At 66.4% G+C, this 19,869-nt stretch carries 25 protein-coding genes and 1 tRNA gene; 5 read left to right on the top strand and 21 right to left on the bottom strand.

What is annotated here, in order from left to right; genetic code table 11:
- Positions 1–256: 256 nt before the first annotated feature.
- The 12 genes from RMCB_RS08160 to RMCB_RS08205 all read right to left on the bottom strand — a co-directional run bounded on the left by RMCB_RS08160 (position 257) and on the right by RMCB_RS08205 (position 6,979).
- On the bottom strand, positions 257–1,678 hold the full coding sequence (locus RMCB_RS08160) for a phage major capsid protein (protein ID WP_062828393.1): 1,422 nt from the start codon (positions 1,676–1,678) through the stop codon (positions 257–259).
- Positions 1,679–1,684: 6 nt separating this feature from the next.
- Entirely contained in the window at positions 1,685–2,230 is a 546-nt protein-coding gene (locus tag RMCB_RS08165; protein ID WP_062828394.1) for an HK97 family phage prohead protease, read from the bottom strand.
- A 133-nt stretch (positions 2,231–2,363) separates the two neighbouring features.
- Entirely contained in the window at positions 2,364–2,849 is a 486-nt protein-coding gene (locus tag RMCB_RS08170; RefSeq protein ID WP_062828395.1) for a hypothetical protein, read from the bottom strand.
- 232 nt (positions 2,850–3,081) lie between these two features.
- Entirely contained in the window at positions 3,082–3,375 is a 294-nt protein-coding gene (locus RMCB_RS08175; RefSeq protein ID WP_062828396.1) for a hypothetical protein, read from the bottom strand.
- The gene (locus tag RMCB_RS08180) at positions 3,372–5,141 is read right to left on the bottom strand and encodes a hypothetical protein (RefSeq protein WP_062828397.1); all 1,770 of its coding nucleotides are present in this window, start codon (positions 5,139–5,141) and stop codon (positions 3,372–3,374) included. Before RMCB_RS08180 ends, RMCB_RS08175 begins: the two co-directional genes overlap by 4 nt.
- Entirely contained in the window at positions 5,138–5,446 is a 309-nt protein-coding gene (locus RMCB_RS08185; protein WP_072278438.1) for a DUF2742 domain-containing protein, read from the bottom strand. Before RMCB_RS08185 ends, RMCB_RS08180 begins: the two co-directional genes overlap by 4 nt.
- Positions 5,439–5,618 carry a DUF6011 domain-containing protein gene (locus tag RMCB_RS36895; protein ID WP_322788708.1) on the bottom strand — a complete coding sequence of 60 codons (180 nt, stop codon included), beginning with the start codon at positions 5,616–5,618 and terminating at the stop codon, positions 5,439–5,441. Before RMCB_RS36895 ends, RMCB_RS08185 begins: the two co-directional genes overlap by 8 nt.
- A complete protein-coding gene (locus RMCB_RS08190) occupies positions 5,615–6,004 on the bottom strand; it encodes a DUF6907 domain-containing protein (protein WP_062828398.1) in 390 nt (129 codons plus the stop codon). The genes RMCB_RS36895 and RMCB_RS08190 overlap by 4 nt, the downstream gene beginning before the upstream one ends.
- The gene (locus RMCB_RS08195; RefSeq protein WP_062828399.1) at positions 6,001–6,321 is read right to left on the bottom strand and encodes a hypothetical protein; all 321 of its coding nucleotides are present in this window, start codon (positions 6,319–6,321) and stop codon (positions 6,001–6,003) included. Before RMCB_RS08195 ends, RMCB_RS08190 begins: the two co-directional genes overlap by 4 nt.
- Complete coding sequence (locus RMCB_RS08200; RefSeq protein WP_234792048.1) at positions 6,321–6,617, bottom strand: hypothetical protein; 297 nt, start codon at positions 6,615–6,617, stop codon at positions 6,321–6,323. Before RMCB_RS08200 ends, RMCB_RS08195 begins: the two co-directional genes overlap by 1 nt.
- Positions 6,618–6,620: 3 nt before the next feature.
- Positions 6,621–6,770, bottom strand: coding sequence for a hypothetical protein (locus RMCB_RS36000; protein ID WP_165606266.1), 150 nt, complete (start codon positions 6,768–6,770; stop codon positions 6,621–6,623).
- Positions 6,770–6,979 carry a helix-turn-helix transcriptional regulator gene (locus RMCB_RS08205; protein ID WP_062828401.1) on the bottom strand — a complete coding sequence of 70 codons (210 nt, stop codon included), beginning with the start codon at positions 6,977–6,979 and terminating at the stop codon, positions 6,770–6,772. Before RMCB_RS08205 ends, RMCB_RS36000 begins: the two co-directional genes overlap by 1 nt.
- A 117-nt stretch (positions 6,980–7,096) precedes the next feature.
- Between RMCB_RS08205 and RMCB_RS08210 the strand changes: the two genes are divergently transcribed.
- Together RMCB_RS08210 and RMCB_RS08215 are read left to right on the top strand one after the other, a co-directional pair.
- Positions 7,097–7,837, top strand: a complete 741-nt coding sequence (locus RMCB_RS08210) for a helix-turn-helix domain-containing protein (RefSeq protein ID WP_084388403.1) — start codon at positions 7,097–7,099, stop codon at positions 7,835–7,837.
- On the top strand, positions 7,821–9,086 hold the full coding sequence (locus tag RMCB_RS08215) for a tyrosine-type recombinase/integrase (RefSeq protein ID WP_062828403.1): 1,266 nt from the start codon (positions 7,821–7,823) through the stop codon (positions 9,084–9,086). The genes RMCB_RS08210 and RMCB_RS08215 overlap by 17 nt, the downstream gene beginning before the upstream one ends.
- Before the next feature lie 51 nt (positions 9,087–9,137).
- On the opposite strand, the gene RMCB_RS08220 is transcribed toward RMCB_RS08215, so the two are convergent.
- The 7 genes from RMCB_RS08220 to ponA2 form a co-directional block, all read right to left on the bottom strand.
- Positions 9,138–9,211, bottom strand: a tRNA-Pro gene (locus tag RMCB_RS08220).
- A gap of 131 nt (positions 9,212–9,342) precedes the next feature.
- Positions 9,343–9,606, bottom strand: coding sequence for a hypothetical protein (locus RMCB_RS08225; protein ID WP_062828404.1), 264 nt, complete (start codon positions 9,604–9,606; stop codon positions 9,343–9,345).
- An 83-nt stretch (positions 9,607–9,689) separates the two neighbouring features.
- The gene (locus RMCB_RS08230; RefSeq protein ID WP_062828405.1) at positions 9,690–10,355 is read right to left on the bottom strand and encodes a response regulator transcription factor; all 666 of its coding nucleotides are present in this window, start codon (positions 10,353–10,355) and stop codon (positions 9,690–9,692) included.
- Entirely contained in the window at positions 10,352–11,518 is a 1,167-nt protein-coding gene (locus tag RMCB_RS08235; protein ID WP_062828406.1) for a sensor histidine kinase, read from the bottom strand. Before RMCB_RS08235 ends, RMCB_RS08230 begins: the two co-directional genes overlap by 4 nt.
- Positions 11,519–11,735: 217 nt before the next feature.
- Complete coding sequence (gene cds1 / locus RMCB_RS08240; protein ID WP_062828407.1) at positions 11,736–12,842, bottom strand: L-cysteine desulfhydrase Cds1; 1,107 nt, start codon at positions 12,840–12,842, stop codon at positions 11,736–11,738.
- Positions 12,839–13,795: a metallophosphoesterase gene (locus RMCB_RS08245; RefSeq protein WP_029369269.1), complete on the bottom strand. Its 957-nt coding sequence runs from the start codon at positions 13,793–13,795 to the stop codon at positions 12,839–12,841. The genes cds1 and RMCB_RS08245 overlap by 4 nt, the downstream gene beginning before the upstream one ends.
- A gap of 81 nt (positions 13,796–13,876) precedes the next feature.
- On the bottom strand, positions 13,877–16,315 hold the full coding sequence (gene ponA2 / locus RMCB_RS08250) for a transglycosylase/D,D-transpeptidase PonA2 (RefSeq protein WP_029369270.1): 2,439 nt from the start codon (positions 16,313–16,315) through the stop codon (positions 13,877–13,879).
- A 296-nt stretch (positions 16,316–16,611) separates the two neighbouring features.
- Here ponA2 and RMCB_RS08255 point away from each other — a divergent pair, with 296 nt between their 5' ends.
- A complete protein-coding gene (locus RMCB_RS08255) occupies positions 16,612–16,974 on the top strand; it encodes a WhiB family transcriptional regulator (RefSeq protein WP_029369271.1) in 363 nt (120 codons plus the stop codon).
- Between the two features lie 7 nt (positions 16,975–16,981).
- On the opposite strand, the gene RMCB_RS08260 is transcribed toward RMCB_RS08255, so the two are convergent.
- Both RMCB_RS08260 and RMCB_RS08265 read right to left on the bottom strand, forming a co-directional pair.
- The gene (locus tag RMCB_RS08260) at positions 16,982–18,112 is read right to left on the bottom strand and encodes an ATPase BagB (protein ID WP_062828408.1); all 1,131 of its coding nucleotides are present in this window, start codon (positions 18,110–18,112) and stop codon (positions 16,982–16,984) included.
- Positions 18,113–18,114: 2 nt separating this feature from the next.
- Complete coding sequence (locus tag RMCB_RS08265) at positions 18,115–19,146, bottom strand: ATPase BagA (protein ID WP_201028252.1); 1,032 nt, start codon at positions 19,144–19,146, stop codon at positions 18,115–18,117.
- A 107-nt stretch (positions 19,147–19,253) separates the two neighbouring features.
- Between RMCB_RS08265 and RMCB_RS08270 the strand changes: the two genes are divergently transcribed.
- Both RMCB_RS08270 and RMCB_RS08275 read left to right on the top strand, forming a co-directional pair.
- Positions 19,254–19,415, top strand: a complete 162-nt coding sequence (locus RMCB_RS08270; protein WP_018603531.1) for a Sp36 family protein — start codon at positions 19,254–19,256, stop codon at positions 19,413–19,415.
- On the top strand, positions 19,412–19,867 hold the full coding sequence (locus RMCB_RS08275) for a RidA family protein (protein ID WP_029369279.1): 456 nt from the start codon (positions 19,412–19,414) through the stop codon (positions 19,865–19,867). The genes RMCB_RS08270 and RMCB_RS08275 overlap by 4 nt, the downstream gene beginning before the upstream one ends.
- Positions 19,868–19,869 lie beyond the last annotated feature (2 nt).

Consider the following 19,869-nt stretch of genomic DNA (forward strand, 5'->3'; position numbering starts at 1 on the left):
GATATATCGGGTAAATCTCCCAGATTCCGTACACACTGCGAAGCCTGACTGGGGCGGGGTCAGGGTTGGGGCGTCGGCCGCGATCCCCTGCCCACCCCCGGGGCCCAGTCGGACCGTGGTGTTGTTGGCCCCGGCGCAGGTCGCAGCTCGTGCTGGAGATCGTTGCCGTCGTGGCGCGCCTTGCCCGATGAAAGGACGGGTTTGACGCCGGGGCCGGTCCGTGGCCGGGGAACTGACGACCCGGCCACGGAAGCTGCTACTTCGCGTTGAGCATCCGGAAAGCGTTGGGCACCACGACATCGGAGCCGGTGCGGAACCACAGCAGTGCACCGCGTTGACCGGTGGGCCGGCGGTTGGCGCCGAACAGGTGCGGTACCAGCTCCAGCGTGGATCCGATGCGGTCGACGATCACGAACCCTTGCCGGAAGTCGCCGTAGAGAGCCATCTTGCTGCCGGTTGTGGTGGTGGCCACCATGTTGGACAGCTCGTTGGCTGCGCGGCCCAGCAGGCGCGGCGGATTGTCTTGCAGGGACGGGAACTTCAGCGCACCCGCGGTGGTCTCCAGCTGCCGCAGGTTGTTGAGGATGCCGAGGCTGGCGCACCACTGCGCATTGGCCTGGAAGCGCGGGGGCAGCGCGTTCTGCAGGGCGTAGATGTCACCAGCGGCCAGGGTGGCGACCGCGGCGGTGTCCACCGACGACGGGCCACCGGTGAGGGCGGTGATGATGCCCTTGGGCTGCCCGGTGCCGCTGCCGGTGGTGAACGCGGTATTGGAGAGTTGTTCGGCAGCGTCGGTCAGTAGGCCGCCGAGTTCGGACATGAAGTTGAGCGCGTCGCCCTGGACTTCGAAGGAGAACGGCACGAACGCATCGGCCTTGTTGACCGGGATCGAGGGGCCGGCGAGCGTGGGGCTGGCGTCGGCGACCTCGGCCGCTTCGGCGATCCACTCGGCGGTCACACCAGCCGAGGTGACACCCTGCCAGGTGTCGGTCGTGGTCTGCACTACGCGGCTGATCTGCCGTAGCGGATTGATGGAACCGTTGCTCGTGAGCATGATCGCCGGATCCAGTGTCAGCGGGATCATGTACCCGCCGGTGCTGTCGCCGGTGGACATGGCGCGCTGCTCGGCTTGAACCTCGGCGACGCGGCGGTAGGCGTCGGCCTCCTCCGGTGTCCAGGTGAGGTGTCCTTGGGTGGGGTTGCCGATCAGTTTGGCGAACGCGCGCTCGTAATGCTCGCTTCCGGCCGCGGCGGCGTAGCGCTGGGTCCAGGTCTGCGACATCGGGGTGCCCGACCGCGTCATCAGGTCCTCGACGAGTTCGGCGCCGCGCGCGTCCAGCCGTTCGGCGTCGACGGCGCGTTCGAGGGTCTGCATGGCGGTGTCGCGCAACTGGACCGCGGGTCCAGCCGGCGCACGGTCGACGGCGCGCTGTTCGTCACCGAGGCTGCTGGTGCCAGCGAAGGCACGCGCCTCGCCGGAGGCCAAGCGCTGCACCATGTCCCGGCGGGCAGTGTCGCGCTTCTGCTCCTGCTCGCGGAGCTGCTGAGCGCGCGCGGAGAGTGCTTGGAAGCGTTCGGCGTCGGCGCCTTCGAGGTCACCGGTGGTGCTGTCGAGCAGCTGCTGCGCCGCGGCGCGGGTCTGCTCCATGGTCATTGTCGAAACGTCGGTATCGGTCATGAGAGTTCACCAATCGAGAAGGGACAGCCGCGCTTCGGCGACCGACCGGGGGATGACAACAGAGGATTGCGAGCGAACACCGGCGATCTGCGCACCCGGGTAGGCGGGCCAGGTCACCGCCGACACCTCCCGGAGGCCGGCTTCCAGGTGGATCCGGAGGTCGCGTTCCCACCGTTCTTTGATCGGTGTGAAGCCGATGGAAAAACTGTCCACGGTGCCTTCGCGGACCAACGTCAAGAGATCGTTGCCCGCGGTGGTGTCGGAGACCTCGAAAGCAGCCATGAGGCCGTCGCGATCCTCGCGGAGGTCGACCGCCCTACCCACCGGCAGCTTTCGCTCATCGTGACCCACAAGCAGTTTCACCTTGTGGCCGCGTTCCCGGATGGACCGGGCGAAACTGCCGTAGGTGAACTTCTCGCGGTGCTCGACGATCCTGCCCATGTCGTCCAGTTCGCGAATGTTCGTGATCTGCTCGTACGGGACGGCGATGCCGTGAATCGTGCGGCCCTCAATCGAATTGAGAGCAGCGGTGCGAAAGAGGATGTTGCTCATCGGATTTCACCTATGCCAGGACGTGCGGAATTCGCTTGCGTCGCATGGTGACCGGGATAGCGCGGGTTGGCCTCCCCTGAGGCTCCCGGCGTCTCGCGTGATACCGAGCTACGGAACAGCCTACACGAGTGGCTCATTCGTCCCACGCCTCTTCCAGCCGGAGGACCTCAATCTGGGTGTCGATCCACCCGAGAGCAGCACGACTGGTCAGCTCGGGCAGCGCGACTTCGTACAGATCCAGCAGTGCAAGGAACTGCTCGGTGGCACGGTCCTCTGCGGTCGCCGCGCGCATCTCCCGGTCGATACCACCGAGATCGTTGTTGGCGTGGCACTCCAGAATGCGTGCGGCTCGGGCGATCAGCGCGGCATCGGGTGTGTCCACGCCGCCCATGCCGTGCACCCAGTCGGCCATCAGGGTGATGCCGTCGGCGGTGCGCAGGCGCCGGATGAACGTGCCGTGCAGCGCCATCGTTGCGAGCATCAACTCGGCTGCGCGGTCGGCGGTGTTGGTCTCCTCGACGATCGCCAGGACGCCGGCGATATTGCCGTTGCGCTGATGCTTGGTCAGGACCGCGGCCCGACGGTAGTCGGAGGGGTCGAGGTGCTGTTTATCGGTCATGTCGTGATGCCTTTCAGTGTTTGCTGGCGAGGTCAGTGGGTTTGCTGGGAGTTGCGGCGGCGGAGCTGGCCTCCGGTGCGCGGCCCGTGACGCGATTCAAAAAAGTGCAGGTCAGCGGGTTGTGGTTGTGGAAAACATCGGAGAGAGATTCGCCATAGGAATCGGCTAGGGGTCGACCTCCCACCGTTCTCGACGGCAACCCCGCCCCCCGGGGTCGCCACAAGTTTGCTGGTCACGCTGGTTCCTTGCGGGGTCGGCCTGGCGGCTTGGGAGCATGGACGACGCCAGCGACGACACCAGGCGGGCGCCGCGACCGGGGCAGGCTGTCGACCCACCGACCGCACGACGCGAGTGCCGGGCAGGAACGGCACAGTCCGAGAGCCTGCTGATGCCGTTGCGCGACAACCTCAGGGGCCTCGTCCTTGCCGGCGTCGTCGAACAGGTGGTGCTTGCCGCGGCAGCGGGCACCGGGCAGTGCTGGGGCGACACCGACGGCGGCGAGCAGATCAGTCCAGGTGTTGCTCACGAGGCGTCCTCGGCGTGCTCTTCGGTGGTGACGATGCGCCAGACGGTGGCGCGGCCGTTCTTCACCGACTCGATGCGCGGGCAGCGCTGCACGACTTCCCGACGTAGCGATTCCCAGCTGTGGTCGGCTGCCTCGCAGTCCTGCTTAAGCGCCGCCTTGTCGATCTCAACAGCGTTTGCTGGAAGGGCGTCGAGCCAGTTGTTGAACCATGACAGTACGGGCTGATATCCGGTCGGTTCGCCGGTAATGGACCAGGTCGGGTTGTCGCCTTTGCGGTCGAGCATGTTGACGTCGGGGTGGGCGGCGATGGCTTGGTGTAGGAGGTTCTCGGAGTAGCCTTCGGTGGCGGCTGCCGACCTTACAGCAAATGAGTTAAAGGTGGTTTCTCCGGCGGCTCGGCGCTGGATGACGTAGTTGTCGAGCCACTTCGCGCAGGACAGCTTGGGCTGGTGTAAATCCAGTGACCTGCGGGAATCCAGGTCAGTGACGGTAGCGGATGGTTCACCCGTGAACTCGTGGTTCACCCCGCTTGACCTCGTGTTTTCTGAGGTGAACTCCGGTTCACCGGTGAACTCGCGGTTGAGCGCGTAGTGCGGCGCCTTCTCGCCGGGGATTACTACCACATGGCTAATTTTCTCCAGGTGCGGCAAGACGGCGTCGAAGGCTTCGCGATAGTGCTGCTTGCCCATAGCGCGGCGCAGCTCGCTGCGCGACATCGAGCCGGCGGCCAGCAGGCGCAGTATCCGGCTGCGGACCGTCGTGGCATGCCGATCGTCGATCAACTCGTCGAACGTGGCCCGCGACATCGCCCGCTCCTGAACCTTTGCTCGGGCAGCGACGCGGTCGTATTCCACGACGGCGTTCCGGGTGGCGTCCGACTTGGCCATGATGACCTCGGACAGCTCCCAGTCGACTGCGGAGACGACCATTCGGTGATCGAGGATCGCTAGGGCCGCGGCGACTTTGAGCCTCGTCAAGGTCCGGTGACCGTCGATGGCCTCCACGGCTCCGCGTCCGCTGGCCCACAGGCCGGCGTTGATGTACTTGCGGATCTCCGGCGGGCCGTACTGGATCAGCACCTGGTTGCCCGTCTCTGCCCACGACGGGAGCGAGACGTCCAACACCCGATCGGGGGTCGGGCCAAGCTCCTCGGGCATGTCGGGATCGGTGACCAGCATCCAGATCTGGCGCTGCGGCGTGCCACCTGACACGTCATCAAGAAGAACTCCGCAGTGTCCGAACTGCGCACTGATGGACAAGCAGAGCCGGTAGGAGTCGGCCGGTACCGCCCGCGTCGTGGCAGCGGAGGCGCCCTTGCTGCCCAACCGATCACCGGTCAGCGCGGCCTTGACCGCAGCCCTGGTGTTGTTCCCCTGGTTGGCGTTGAGGGCGGTCAGATGGTCGATCTCGGACACGGAGATCAGCGCACGGGTGATCCGATCCTCGGGGTTCTTCTGCTCCTTGAACAGCTCGGCGATACCCTGCCCCGACCCCAGACCCTCCTCGTGGATGTCTGCGGGCCACACGACGCGACTGAGTTTGTCGGTCACGCCTTTGCCGGCCCCTGACCGGCCGACGAGGACGACGCCCATGTTCAACGACGCGGGCGCTGGCGGGCCGGGGAGCATCACGTGCGGGCCGGTCGTCGCGATCACTCGGGGCAGGATCGCCACCAGCAGCGCCCATGGCGCTACGTAACTCGCTCGTGCCCACTGGTGGATCAGCTTGAGTTGGTCGGTAGCTGACCAGAATTCATCGTCGGTCAAGACGCTTCCCTCCTCGGTACGTAGACGCTGTTGTCGCGGTTGCGGATCCGCTGGGCGAGAGTGGACCAGTCAGCGGCAGCACAGATTTCGCGGCCAGCTTCGGCACGCTTCTCTTGAGCGATCTCGGTACGCAATACCCAGTGCTCCCCAGCCGCGGCTAAGGCCAACAGTTTTCGTGGGTCGCTGTCGGGCAGGGCACACCACTGCGGGGTCCCTGCGGTCGGCAGCGGCCCTAGATTGGCCTTGTTGACCAACGCGGTGATGAATTCGTGGGTCGGCCACCACGATGCTTGCTGGCTATCCATCGGCGTCTCCGCGGCAGCGAGGACCGACACCGAGCTGAACCGACAGCGGGTCGACCAGCCAGTGCCCGCAGACGTTGCAGGGCACGGCGACTCGTTGCTCACCACGGTCTTCTGAAGGTTCTGGTGCGGGAGAACCCGCCCCGGTGAGGGGGCGGGTCTCCACGTTGTTCACTTCGCACCGCCGATTTCCGCGACGACCGCCATAAGTGCACTCGCAAGTTCGCCGGCCTCGCCCGGGGTGAGCTTGACGCTAGCGTCCAAGTCCATGTGCTCGGTCTCGTGCGGCCGGTACACATGCAGGTACACGACCGGCAGCCCCCGCCATGCCTTGTAGGCGCACGGCGTGATCCGCGCCGGATCCTGTTCGAGCTGTTCCTCGATACTCAGATGCGCGGCCGGTGCATTATCGTCGAGTCCGAGGACGACGGGATGGTCTGGGCCCCAGCAGTTCTGATCGGCGCGGAACTTCTCGCGGGTGTGGTCGCCGACGGTGCACCAGGGGGCGCATTTCAGAGATTCGACGGCCATCAGGTCGCCAGCAGCGTCGTCGTAGCTCATCGCCGTACCCACCCGTCGACCAGCGCGGCCAGCTCCAGCAGATGAGCCGCAAGTTCCCGGGATTGGTCCGAATTCAGGTCGGTCCGGTTGATCCAGATCTTCGGGCACTCATCGACCGTGCCGTCCTCGATGCTGCCGTTGGCCCACTGGATCGCGGTGGCTTTCACCTCGATGTCACTGTCGGTGACGCGGCGCTCAGATCCGGAGACGATGCGGTACGGGGGGAACTCGCTGTCGCCCGGCTCCCAACTGTCAGCGGATTCAGCACCGACGGGCAGTACGGGTTCGTGAATCATCATGCTGTCGCTGTGCGTCATTACTTCACCGCCTGGGCATCGGCTTCAAGGCGGTCGCTGGCCTTGTCGATCGCTATTGCGCCTTGGCGCAGATGACCGAGCGCCGTCACTAGGTCGGCGACAGCGAACAGTGGTGCGTCCGTGGGGAGTTCCCTCAGGATCTCGTTGCCGTCGTGGCGCAGCAGGTCCAGACGGTTCACGAGGACGTCGAGCCGCTGAGAGACGGTGGCCGGCGGGGTGTAGGTGGCGCAGAAGCTGCAGGTGTCGCCACCATCGGTGGGAACCGTGCAGTGCTTGCACTGCATCTGTACAGTCATGATCTAGAACTCCAGTTCGTGGTTGTGGTGACTGCTGCTTGGTGGTTCGTTCCGAAGGGCCTCGGTTGCCGCCGGGGCCTTTCGCATATCCGGGGTGTTGTCGTCCTCGATCAATCCGAGGTCGGCGTGATCCTGCTGGGGGAGATCCCGCATCAGGCGACCTCCGGGCTGGTACCGCCGCGCCTAGTCGCCTGCTCCTGCTCAGCGATCCAGCGCTCAACCTCACTGCGCCGGTACACCACGCGCTTTCCCAGGGTGAAGCTCGCCGGCCCCTGGTCCGTGCTGCGGAAGTACCGCAACGTCCCGACCGGCAACCCGGTCATCTGCGACACCGCCGGGGTGCCGATGAGCTCGTCGTCCATGTGTAGCCCCTTTCTGCTGTTCTGGTGCAGCAATGCTGCGAGGACGCATCAACAACTACCACTGGAATCTGCTGCAGTCAACGCTGCCGCGCTGCACCAGTGCAGTAAGCTCCCGTTATGGCCAACAAAGAGGCGGATGAGTCTGGTGGGATAGCCCGCTTTCGGGGCTTTGGGCAACGAGTGAAGCGAGCCAGGGAGGACCAGGGCTTCACGCAGAGGCAGCTCGCCGAGATACTGGAGGAATATCACCGCATCAAGCTCGACAGTTCTGCGATAACTAGAATCGAGAACGGCTCTCGCGAACCCCGAATAACAGAGGCGCTCGCTATAGCGGATATTCTGAACTTCCCGTTAACCGTCTACAATCTCGGTGACGAAATTGGCGGCGAAGCTCAATTCGCAAGTGCGGAAGAAAGACTCAAGCGTCAGATGATTCTGGCGCGTCGGCGCATTCTGACGGCTTGCGCTGAGGTGCAGATCGCATTCGATGGCATCTTCGGCGACGAAGAAGAGCTCGAAATACTCCAGCGCCGCGGCGTTAGAACGAGTGTCGAGTGGGCTGAGAAAGTGGCCAACGAAATGGCGGCCCGTTTTCGGGTAAGGGAAGACGAGTCCGGCGCTTCCAACCATGCGTTCGTCACAGATTCGATTCATAGGAGAATCCTCGAAATTATTGTGGGCGCAATAACTTCGGACCTCTATAGAACTGAAGCTGAAATCTTTGAGCAGTCCGAGGAGGAGAAGGCTCTTATTCGCGAAGGGATGATTAGGCGCGCGCAGGAAACGTTGATGGACGCCTATGGCGAGGTGGAATTCCAGCGCAGGTTCGGAGATAGATTCGATGACCCAGACGCGTAACCGCCGGTCGGGTGTCGAGGACCGTTGGCACCGTGTCGGCGACGGCGCCCCGTGCACCGATAAGGCCCATGGGAAGCCGGGAACCCTCGTCGAGAGCGCCAACCACGGCAAGGGAAAGCGTTGGCGAGCAAGGTATGTCGACGCTAACGGCCGTGAGGTAGCGAAGGGTTTTACCCGCAAGGTTGACGCGACCCAGTGGCTGGAGAACGTCACGTCAACCATCGTCACCGGCACCTACGTGGCGCCCGGCGCCGGCACGGTCACAGTCGGCGAGATGCATCATCAGTGGCTGAAAACCCAAGCGCACGTGAAAGATTCGACCAAGGCAGCTAGGGCCTCGGCATGGTCGGTGCACGTCCAAGACGCGTGGGAGAACACCGCGGTGGCCGAGGTGCAGACGTCGGCAGTGCGAGCCTGGATTGACGAGCTGCACCGGCCAGAAAGCGACGGTGGTAGTGGCGCGGCGGCACCGACGATTGAGAACGCACTCGGTGTGCTGCGGATGGTGCTCGCCCTGGCCGTCGAGGACCGCCGGATACCCCGCAACCCGTGCGACGGAGTGAAGGCGCCACGGCGGACGCACTCGGCGCGTGCATACCTGACCCACCAGCAGGTCGCCGAGCTGGCCGACGCGATGGCCCGGGACGGCCTCGTCGTCCGCTTCCTGGCCTACACGGGCCTGCGGTACGGCGAGATGGCCGCACTGAAGGTCCAGAACTTCGACATGCTGCGCCGACGCGTGAACATCCGGGAGTCGGTCACCGAGGTCAAGGGCAAGCTCACCTGGTCGACCCCGAAGAACCACGAGCGCCGCTCAGTGCCGTTTCCGAAGTTCCTAGTCGAGGATCTCGCCGCCCAGATGCGAGGCAAGGGCCGCGAGGATCTGGTGTTCTCCGCACCGGCCGGCGGGGTGCTGCGCATCGCGACGTTCCGCACCCGCGTGTTCAACAAGGCCGTCGACCAACTGCGCGCGCTCGACGACGAGGGGAAGCCCACGACCGACTGGCCGCGGCCGACGCTGCACGACCTCCGGCACACCGCGGCGTCGCTGGCGATCAGTGCCGGAGCCAACGTGAAGGCCGTGCAGACGATGTTGGGGCACAAGAGCGCTGCGCTGACTCTCGACACCTATGCCGACTTGTTTCCCGACGATCTGGAAGCCGTTGCGGACGCGTTCGACGCGGCCGTCGAGGCATTGGCGAAAACTGCTGCGGACGCACTGCGGACGGACGCCGGTCAGACCTCCTGACATGAAGAAGGCCCTGACCGGATTTCCCTGGTCAGGGCCTTGATCACACTGTCGGGGTGGCGGGATTCGAACCCACGACCTCTTCGTCCCGAACGAAGCGCGCTACCAAGCTGCGCCACACCCCGTGTGAAGCCTCGACAGCGTATCGCACTGGGGTGGTCGAAAGCCAAACGGTTACCGGCGCCGAGTTCGACGCCAGGGTTGTCGATCGGTCGTGGCCACGACCCTCGCGTCGAACTCGACGCAGCACCGCAGATCAGCGGCGCGTTTCGCGCAGGACGGCCAGCCGCTCGCGGTATGCGGCCTCGTCGACCTCGCCCTTGGCGTAGGCGTCACGCAGGGTGCGCTCACCCTGGCGGCCGCGGAACCGCCGGACCGTGAAGACGATGCCGACGATCACGAGTGTCCAGAACGTCAGCGGGATCAGCAGGAACCATGGGTTCCACGCGTGCTCGGCGGACCGGGGCCCGTGCTCGGCGAGCAATGTGGTTGCAGTGGGGGTGATTTCGTGAATGGTCATACCGCAAGCCTGCTGCGTGCGGGCCGCGGGAACATCGGTCCGCGGGCGTCATCTGTGGTACGCATCGGTGCGTAGTGACGACGTCAGCCCTGCCACCGGGGGCGTACCAGGCCGCTCTCATAGGCCAGCACCACGAGCTGCGTGCGATCGCGGGCGCCCAGCTTCATCAGGATGCGGCTCACGTGGGTGCGGGCGGTGGCCGGGCTCATGAACAGCCGCTCACCGATCTCGGCGTTGCTCAGCCCCTCGGCGACCAGGACCATCACCTCCCGTTCTCGCGAGGTCAGATCGGGCAGCGCAGGCGTGGCCGGGGTCTTGGCATGTGCGGCGAACTCCGCGACCAGCCGACGGGTCACGGACGGCGAGAGCAGCGCGTCGCCGTCGGCCACCACGCGCACGGCGCGGACCAGTTCGGCAGGCTCGGTGTGCTTGACCAGGAACCCACTCGCCCCGGCCCGCATCGCCTCGAACACGTACTCGTCGAGCTCGAATGTGGTGAGCACCACCACCCGCACCCCGGCCAGCTCCGGATCGCCCGCGATCGCGCGGGTGGCGGTCAGGCCGTCCATGTCCGGCATCCGGATGTCCATGAGCACCACATCGGGCCGCAGTTCGGCGGCGGCCGCCAGGGCCCGGGATCCGGTGTCGGCCTCGGCCACCACCTCGATACCGTCCTGCGCGTCCAGCAGCGCCACGAAACCGGCCCGCACGAGGGCTTGATCGTCGGCGACCACCACACGAATCGTCATCCGGCGTAAGCGCTTTCGTCGACGGGCAGGCTGGCTCGCACGCTGAACCCGCCGCCGGGTGCGCGCCCGGCGCTGAACGATCCGCCGAGTGCCTTGGCGCGCTCCCGCATGCCGGTGATGCCGCTGCCGCCGGTCGACGGGCCGGTGCGCGCGGCGCCGTTGTCGTCGACGGCCACGGTCAACCGAGATCCGTTGTAATCCACGGTGACTGCGGCGGTGGTGGCGGTCGAGTGACGCACGACGTTGGTCAACGACTCCTGCACGATGCGGGCGGCGGCCACGTCGATCACCGCGGGCAGCGGCCGCGGCCGGCCCGTCACCGTGGTCGTCACGGTCAATCCGGTCGCGCGGGCCGGGCCGAGCAACCCGTCGAGATCGGCGATGCCAGGGGTCGGCGCGGTGGGCTCGCCGCCGTCGGCGCGCAGTGCGGTGACAAGTGAATGAACGTCTGAAATCGCTTGGCGGCTGGCATCTTTGATGGCCGCCAGGGCGGGTCCGGCCCGCTCGGGTTGCTTGTCGAGGAGCTCGAGCGCCACCGACGACTGCACGTTGATCATCGACAGGCTGTGCGCCAGCACGTCGTGCAACTCGCGGGCGATGGCCAGCCGCGCGGCCGTCGCCTCCCGCTGCTGTTCGGAACGCGCCGCCGACGCCATCGCGTCTTGTCGCAGGCGACGGGCCTCCACGACCGAACGGCGCTGTCGCAGACCCTCGGCGATCGCGACGAGCACCAGCAGCCACGCGCCCAGCCCACCGATCGCCTCCAGCGGCGGACGGGGGTGACCGGTCAGCCACGGCAACACCCACCCGGCTGCCACCCAGCCGATCAGCGGCAGCGGATAGGTCCACCACCGCGGACACACCGTCGCAGCCCGCACGAACGCCACCACGAGCGACAGGAACACCGGGCCGGGCCCGAACCCGGCCAGCAGATACGTCGCGGTGATCGCCGTGACCGCCAGCAGCACTGGGTACGGATAGCGGTAACGCGCCAACAACACGAGGGGTCCGGCCAGCAGCAGCACAAAGCCGAACCAGGTCAGCGGCGGCAGCTCGGGGCCGCGGTGATGACGCATCCCGCTGCTGCCTGCCACCTGGATGACCGCGACGAGCACCGGCACCAGCCACAACGCCGGGCGGCGGTAATCGGCGCGGGCGTCCATACCCGCAACCTAGTCCGGCCGGCTCACCACGGCATCCGCGTCGCGGCGTACATCACGATCCGTCGCGGGATGGATTCGGCATGTCGGTGGCGTTGTGCACACTGAAGCCACCGGCACGACTGGAGACCACCATGACAACCTTGGGCGCCACCATCTACCTGGGTTTTTTCGCGGTCGCAGCGCTGTGGCTGTTCGCGACGGCTGACGGCCCCGACGATCAGGACCAGGACCCGGAGCGTTCGAACTCTGCGAGCACCGCGGCAGGCCCGGACGGATCCAGCCCCTGGGAGCTCACCCACTCGTCGTTGAAGTAGGTGTCGGCATAGCGGTCACCGCTGTCGGCCAACAAGGTCACCACGGATCCGCTCTGCCCGTGCTTGACCATCTCAGCGAGTAGCCCGAACGCACCCCAGATGTTGGTGCCCGTCGACGGCCCGACCCGGCGTCCCAGGACGGCGCTGACGTGGCGTGCCGCCGCGACCGACGCGGCATCGGGCACCGACACCATGCGGTCCACCACATCGGGCAGGAACGACGGCTCGACCCGTGGCCTGCCGATTCCCTCGATGCGCGACGACGCGCCCGTGACGATGTCGCCGCGCCCCTGCGCGTAGGCGGGGAAGAACGCGGAGTTCTCGGGGTCGACGACGCACAGCCGGGTGGCGTGGCGGCGGTACCGGATGAACCGGCCGATCGTCGCGCTGGTGCCACCGGTGCCCGCGCCCACCACGATCCACTCCGGGATCGGATGGGCCTCCATCTGCATCTGCTCGAAGATCGACACGGCGATGTTGTTGTTGCCGCGCCAGTCGGTGGCCCGCTCGGCGTTGGTGAACTGATCCAGGTAGTGCCCACCCGTCTCGGCGGCGAGCCGCTGTGCCTCGTCGTACACCTGTGAGGATTTCGCGACGAAATGGCAACGGCCGCCCTGTGATTCGATGAGGGCGATCTTGGCGGTGCTGGTCGACGATGGCACCACCGCGATGAACGGCAGACCGAGCAGCGCCGCGAAATACGCTTCGGAGACGGCTGTGGAACCCGACGATGCCTCGATCACCGTGGTCTTCTCGGCGATCCACCCGTTGCACAGGCCGTACAGGAACAGTGACCGCGCCAGCCGGTGCTTGAGGCTTCCGGTGATGTGCGTCGACTCGTCCTTGAGGTACAGCGCCACGTCGACGCCGTCGCACCAAGCCGATGGCAGGGGATAGCGCAGCAGGTGGGTGTCGGCGCTGCGGCGGGCGTCGGCCTCGATCAAGCGGACCGCGTTGTCCACCCAGTCACGTGGCTGGCTGCGTGACGCCGTGCCGGCCGGCGTGTTCACCGTGCGGAGACGGTCGGCGACGACGTGCCGGCACGGCTGCCGACATGACCACCACCGGTGGGCGCCGCCACGAGCGTCAGCAGCGTCGCCTCCGGGCGGCAGCAGAACCGCATCGGGGCGTACGGGGACGTGCCGATGCCCGCCGACACGTGCAGGGCCATGTTCGCGCCCCACCGAGAGGCACCCTTGGCCCGCGACCGGTCCAGATCGCAGTTGGTGACGAGCGCGCCGTAGAACGGCAGGCACAGCTGGCCGCCGTGGGTGTGGCCGGCCAGCACCAGCTGGTAGCCGTCGGCCGCGAAGCGGTCCAGCACCCGTGGTTCGGGGGAGTGGGTCAATCCGAGCGTGAGGTTCGCGGCGCTGTTGGCCGCCCCGGCGATGGTGTCGTAGCGGTCCCGTTTGAGATGCGGATCGTCGACGCCGGCCACCGAGATGTGCAGGCCGGCCACCTCGATGTCGCGCTTCGTGTGCGTGAGGTCATGCCAGCCCCGCTCGGTGAACGCGGCCCGCAGGTCCTGCCACGGCAGCGGGTCGCCGTGCACGCGGTGCTGCGGTTTGGTCACGTAGTTGAGCGGGTTCTTCAGCCGCGGTGCGAAGTAGTCGTTGCTGCCGAACACGAAAAGGCCCGGCACCGACAGCAGCTCGCTCAGCGACTGCACGACAGCCGGAACCGCCTTGGTGTGCGCCAGGTTGTCACCGGTGTTGACCACCAGGTCCGGCTCGAGGCGAGCCAGGTCGCGCAACCACGCCTGTTTACGGCGCTGACCGGGCCGCATGTGCAGATCGGACAGGTGCAGGACGCGTAGCGGCGACGAGCCCGGTGCCAGCACCGGCATGGTCGCTTCACGCAGGACGAAGGCGTTGCGTTCGATGAGCGACGCATACCCGATCCCGGCCACCAACGAGCCGGTGGCGACGGCGGCTGTCTTCTTGGCTACCGAGGCGGCTGACATGGTGGCAGCCTACTGCCCGATGCTGTGCCGTACCGCTTCTTGGCCGGTCAGGGTGGGCAAGTGCACATCACGATCCGGCCGTCACGGCGGTGGCGGCGGACCGAGCACCGGCACGGTGATCGGCGGCAGACCCGGGATCTCCACGACCGTCTGCCCGATCTCAGGTGGCGGACCACCCGGCAGCGGGATCGCCACCGGTGGCGGCGGCGGTGGCGGCGGGATGCCGTTGCTGATCTGGATCGTGATGATCGAGCCGGGGATGGTCTGCCCGCTGGGCGTCGTGCCGACGACCGTGCCGTACTTGGCGCTGCTGTTGACCGACGCGCTGCCGTCGGCGACCTGGAAGCCGGCCTCCTTGAGGCGCTGTCGCGCCGCGTTCTCGTCCAAGCCGTTGACCACGGGCACCTGCGAGCCGGGCCCGCCGTCGACGTATCGCGGATCGGTGGGCGGCAACGCGATCGGGCCGAAGTTGTTGGCGATCGGCTTCATCGCGGTGAACCACGTGCGGGCGGGTTCGTTACCACCGAACAGGTTGCCGTTACCGCATTGACGTAGCGGGAACGAGCACAGCTCACTCGGCGTGGACGAGTCGTCGTAGATGTAGTTGGACGCGGCGTACTGGTTGGTGAAACCGAGGAACGCCGACGACTTGTTGTTCTCCGTCGTGCCGGTCTTCCCCGACATCGGTAGGTCCCAGCCGACCGAGCCTGCCGCACCTGCCGAGGTGCCTGCGCCGGTGTCGTCCTTGCTCATGGCGTTGGCGAGGGTGTTCGCCAACCCCTCCGGCACCACCTGTTCGCAGGTCTCGGTGGTCACCGAGACCTCCTGGCCGTGCCGGTCGATGACCTTGTCGATCGGATTGGGCGGGCACCACACGCCACCGGAAGCCAGGGTGGCCGCCACATTCGACAGCTCAAGCCCGTTCACCTCGAGCGGCCCCAGCGTGAACGACCCGATGTTCTGTCTCTTGACGAAATCGGCGAGGCTCTCGTTGCTGTCCGGGTCGTAATCCCGTGCCGTGCCGGGCATCGCGTAGGACCGCAGGCCCAGTTTGACCGCCATGTCGACCACCCGCGGCACGCCGATCTGTGAGATCAGCTTGGCGAACGCGGTATTGGGCGAGGTGGCCAGTGCCTCCGTGACGCTCATGGAGCCCTTGTAGTTGCCCGCGTTCTTCACGCACCAGGTTTCCTTCGGGCAACCCGGGGTGTCGCTGCTGCCGAGACCCTTGGCCTGGAAGAAGCCCGGCACCGGCAGCGTGGTGTTGATGCCCATCCCCATGTCCATGGCCGCGGCCGTGGTGAAGATCTTGAAGATCGACCCCGCGCCGTTGCCGACCAGCGAGAACGGTTGCGGCTGCATGGTTTCGCCCGCGTCGGTGTTCAGGCCGTAGGTGCGGTTGCTGGCCATCGCGACCACTGGGTGCGACGTCTTGCCCGGCTTGACCACACTCATCACGCTGGCGATGCCGTCGATGGTCGGGCTCGCGATGCCGTCGATCGCGGACTTGACCGGCACCTGCACATCGGGATCCAGCGTGGTCTTGATCAGGTAACCGCCCTTGGCGACCTGTTCCTTGCTCAGACCTGCCCGGGCCAGGTACTCCAGCGCGTAATCGCAGAAGAACGCCCGGTCGCCGGCGGCGATGCAGCCGCGCGGCAGCTGGTTGGGCTGCGGCAGGATGCCCAGCGGCTGCTCCTTGGCGGCCCGCAGCGCGTCGGCTTCCTGCGGGATGTTGTCGATCATCGTGTCCAACACCAGGTTCCGCCGGGCCAGGGCGCCGTCGGGGTTGGTGTACGGATTGAGCGTGCTGGTCGACTGCACCATGCCCGCCAGCAGTGCGGCCTGCTGCCAGTTCAGCTCAGATGCGTTGATGCCGAAATAGGTCTGTGCGGCGTCCTGGATGCCGTAGGAACCGTTGCCGAACGACACCAGGTTCAGGTAGCGCGTGAGAATCTCGGGCTTGGTGAACGTCTTGTCCAGCGTCAACGCCATCCGGATCTCCCGCAGCTTGCGAGCCGGGGTGGTCTCGATGGCGGCGCGGCGCTCGGCGTCGGTCTGTGCGACCACCAGCAGTTGGTAGTTCTTCACATACTGCTGTTCGAGCGTGGAGCCACCACGGGTGTCGGCGTTGCCGGACAGATAACCGGACAGGCCGGTCAGCGTGCCCTGCCAGTCCACACCGTTATGTTCGGCAAACCGTTTGTCCTCGATGGAGACGATCGCCAGTTTCATGGTGTTGGCGATCTGATCGCTCGGCACTTCGAACCGGCGCTGCGAGTACAGCCACGCGATGGTGTTGCCCTTGGCGTCGACCATCGTCGACACCTGCGGCACGTCGCCTTCCACCAGTGCGGCCGAGCCGTTGGCAACGACGTCGGAGGCGCGGTTGGACATCAGCCCGAATCCGCCGACGACCGGGAACATGAAGGCGGCCGCGAGCACGCTGGCCAGTAGGCAGCACCAGGCGAGCTTTATGACCGTGACCGTGGTGGGCGGTCGCGTCGGCTGGTCTGGCATGGGTACAGAGTAACGACGCTTCCCTGGGGGTCCACCGGCGAGCGTATGAACGGCCTTATCACGATCTCGCTGGGGAAACGGCAGAAACGCCGCGATGCATGATCAGACTGCACGGCCGTCCCAAAAAAGTGCCTCGCAAACTGTTGCGTTAATACCCTCTGACCACCTAGCTTGGACACACAGTGCGACCCAGGTAACACAGGCTGGCGCAATGTGGCGTAGATCGCATCGGCGTTCTACACCGGAGGGCTCACCGTCGGCCATAGCGGTCGAAGGTTGGAACGAAGGGATCGCAGGTGTCAGATTCACGGACTGTCACGCGCAAGACGACTACGGCCACACCCAGTCCTGCTCATAGTTTGGCACACGGAGCCGAAGCCGAGGCGCGCATCGCATGGGTGTCGCAGGCGCGTTGCAGGCAGGCTGATCCTGATGAATTGTTCGTCCGCGGCGCGGCCCAGCGCAAAGCCGCGGTGATCTGCCGGCACTGCCCGGTGATCCTCGAGTGCGGGGCCGACGCGCTGGACAACCGCGTCGAGTTCGGCGTCTGGGGCGGTATGACCGAGCGCCAGCGTCGTGCCCTGCTCAAGCAGCACCCCGAAGTTGTTTCCTGGGCGGACTTCTTCGCCGCCCAGCGCAAACATCGCAGCGCTGTTTAGCGCTCCTTCAGACGGGTTCCCCGACGCCGGTGATCTGATCGGCGATCGCCCGCAGCGCTTCCAGATCCGACACGTCGAACGGCAGTGACGGAACACCGACGATCGCGACGTGCGGATTGGCTCCGGTGAACCGGGACAGCAGCCGCACCTCGCGCTTGGCGGTCTGCGCCCGCTCGGCGTGGATGCGCAACACGGCCACCGCCAGCGCGTCGGGATCCTCGGCCGCCAGATCGTCGGCAGCCTCTTCGGCTTTTTCGGCGTGCAGATCGCACAGCGTGGGGTGGGTCCGGTTCAGGATCAACCCCGCCAGCGGCATGTTCTCCCCGGCGAGGCGGTCGACGAAGAACGACGCCTCGCGCAGCGCGTCGGGTTCGGCGGCCGACACCACCACGAACTGCGTGCCGCGACGCTTGAGCAATTCATAAGTGCGGTCCGCCTTTTCGCGGAAGCCGCCGAAGGTGGCATCCAGGGACTGGACGAAACCGGCTGCGTCGGAAAGCATTTGGGAACCGAGCACGGTGGACAAGGCTTTCATCGCCAGCCCCATCGCACCCGTGACCAGTCGGCCGATGCCGCGTCCCGGGGCCAACAGCATGCGCCACAGTCGGCTGTCCATGAAGCTGCCCAAGCGTTTTGGCGCGTCGAGGAAGTCCAGGGCGTTGCGCGACGGCGGGGTGTCGACGACGACGAGGTCCCACTTGTCCTCGGCCAGCAGCTGACCGAGTTTCTCCATGGCCATGTACTCCTGCGTGCCGGCCAGTGAGGTTGCCACGGTTTGGTAGAACTGGTTCTCCAGAATGGCGTCGGCGCGGCCCGCATCCGAGTACTGGACCACCATCTCGTCGAACGTGCGGCGCATGTCGAGCATCATCGCGTGCAGTTCACCGGTGACCTCGGGGGCCAGTGGAACCCGTTGCGGTGTGTTGCCGAGATCCTTGATGCCCAGCGCCTGTGCGAGTCGTTTGGCCGGGTCGATGGTGAGCACCACGACGGTACGGCCGTACTCCGCGGCGCGCAGCGCCATCGCGGCCGCAGTGGTGGTCTTGCCGACACCGCCTGCGCCGCAACATACTACGACCCGGTTGGAGGTGTCGGCGAGGATGGCGCCCATGTCGAGGGCAGCGGGCTTGGTGCTCACGGTTATCGGACCCCCTGTTGGGCAAGAGCTTCGGCGAGTTCATACAGGCTGCCCAGGTCGACACCGTCGGACAGCGCAGGCAGCTCCAGGCGCGGGACGTCGAGGGCATCGAGCTGTTCGGCGCTCTCCGCGCGAGCGGCGAGCCGGGTGGCGTGCTGGATGGTCTCGGTGAGCAGACCGGCGAAGTCGCTGTCGGACAACCTGATTCCGACTTTCTCCAAGCCCGCCCGCACCGCGTCGGCGTCGATGTCACCGTCGGCTGCCTTGGCCAGGTCCTCGGCAGACAGGTAGGCGGGGATGTTGCGGTTGACGATGACGCTGCCGATCGGCAGGCCCAGCTCGTTGAGGTCGTCGATGGCCTCCAGGGTTTCCTGGATGGGCAGTGCCTCAAGCAGTGTCACGAGATGGATCGCGGTCTGCTCCGAGTGCAGCAGCTTGACCACGCCGTCGGCCTGCGAATGCACGGGGCCGCCCTTGGCCAGATCCGAGACGGCCTTGGTGACGTCGAGAAACCTCGAGATGCGGCCGGTGGGAGGAGAGTCGACGACGACCGCGTCGTAGGCGATGCGCTTGGCCTTCGCACTCTTGTCGGTGCGCGTGACGATCTCTTTGATCTTGCCGGTGAGCAGCACGTCGCGCAGGCCGGGCGCGATGGTGGTGGCGAACTCGATCGCGCCGATGCGGCGCATCGCCCGGCCGGCCAGGCCCAGGTTGTAGAACATGTCGAGGTACTCCAGGAAAGCCGCCTCGATGTCGATGGCCAGGGCGTTGACCTGACCGCCGCCCTCGGCGGTGGCGATCTTGACCTCCTCGTACGGCAGCGGCGGGACGTCGAACAGCTGCGCGATGCCCTGCCGTTCCTCGACCTCCACCAACAGCACCCGGCGCCCGCCTGCCGCGAGCGCCAGGGCCAGCGCTGCAGCGATGGTGGATTTGCCGGTGCCGCCCTTGCCCGACACGAAGTGCAGACGGGCCTTGGTCAGCCGCGACGGCCAGCCGACATGCTTGGCCGTGCTTTCTGTGGTTGCCACCACTGCATGCTAACTGGGTTGAATCGGTGCTCCTCTCGTGCGCGGTTGTATTGGTGCTCCTCGCATGCGCGGCTGCATCCGGCGGAGGGGCCGCCCGATAAGCTCAGCCCATGAGCGAACCGACCCGGTGGGAGTACGCAACCGTGCCGTTGCTGACGCACGCCACCAAACAGATTCTCGATCAGTGGGGCCACGACGGCTGGGAGCTGGTTTCGGTGCTGCCCGGCCCGACGGGTGAACAGCATGTCGCCTACCTGAAGAGGCCGAAGTGACCATTTCGCAGCGACTGACGGAACTGGGCATCGAACTGCCCGAGGTGGTGGCGCCCCTGGCCGCCTACGTGCCGGCGACCCGGACCGGGAATCTGGTGTACACGGCTGGGCAGCTGCCCATTCAGAACGGCGAGCTCGTCGCGACCGGCAAGGTCGGCACCGAGGTCAGCCCCGAGCAGGCCAGTGAGCTGGCTCGCCTGTGCGGGCTCAACGCGCTGGCCGCGGTGCACGCGCTGGTGGGCATCGACTCCGTCGTCAAGGTCGTCAAGGTGGTCGGCTTCGTCGCGTCCGCTCCCGGTTTCAGCGGGCAGCCCGGCGTCGTCAACGGTGCCTCCGAACTCTTCGGCGCCGTGTTCGGTGAGGCCGGTGCGCACGCCCGTTCGGCGGTGGGCGTGTCGGAATTGCCGCGGAATGCGCCGGTGGAGGTCGAAATCATCGTCGAGGTCGCGTGAGC

Origin of the sequence: Mycolicibacterium brisbanense, from assembly GCF_001570425.1 — a bacterium.
In the GTDB taxonomy this organism is placed as follows: Bacteria; Actinomycetota; Actinomycetes; order Mycobacteriales; family Mycobacteriaceae; genus Mycobacterium; species Mycobacterium brisbanense.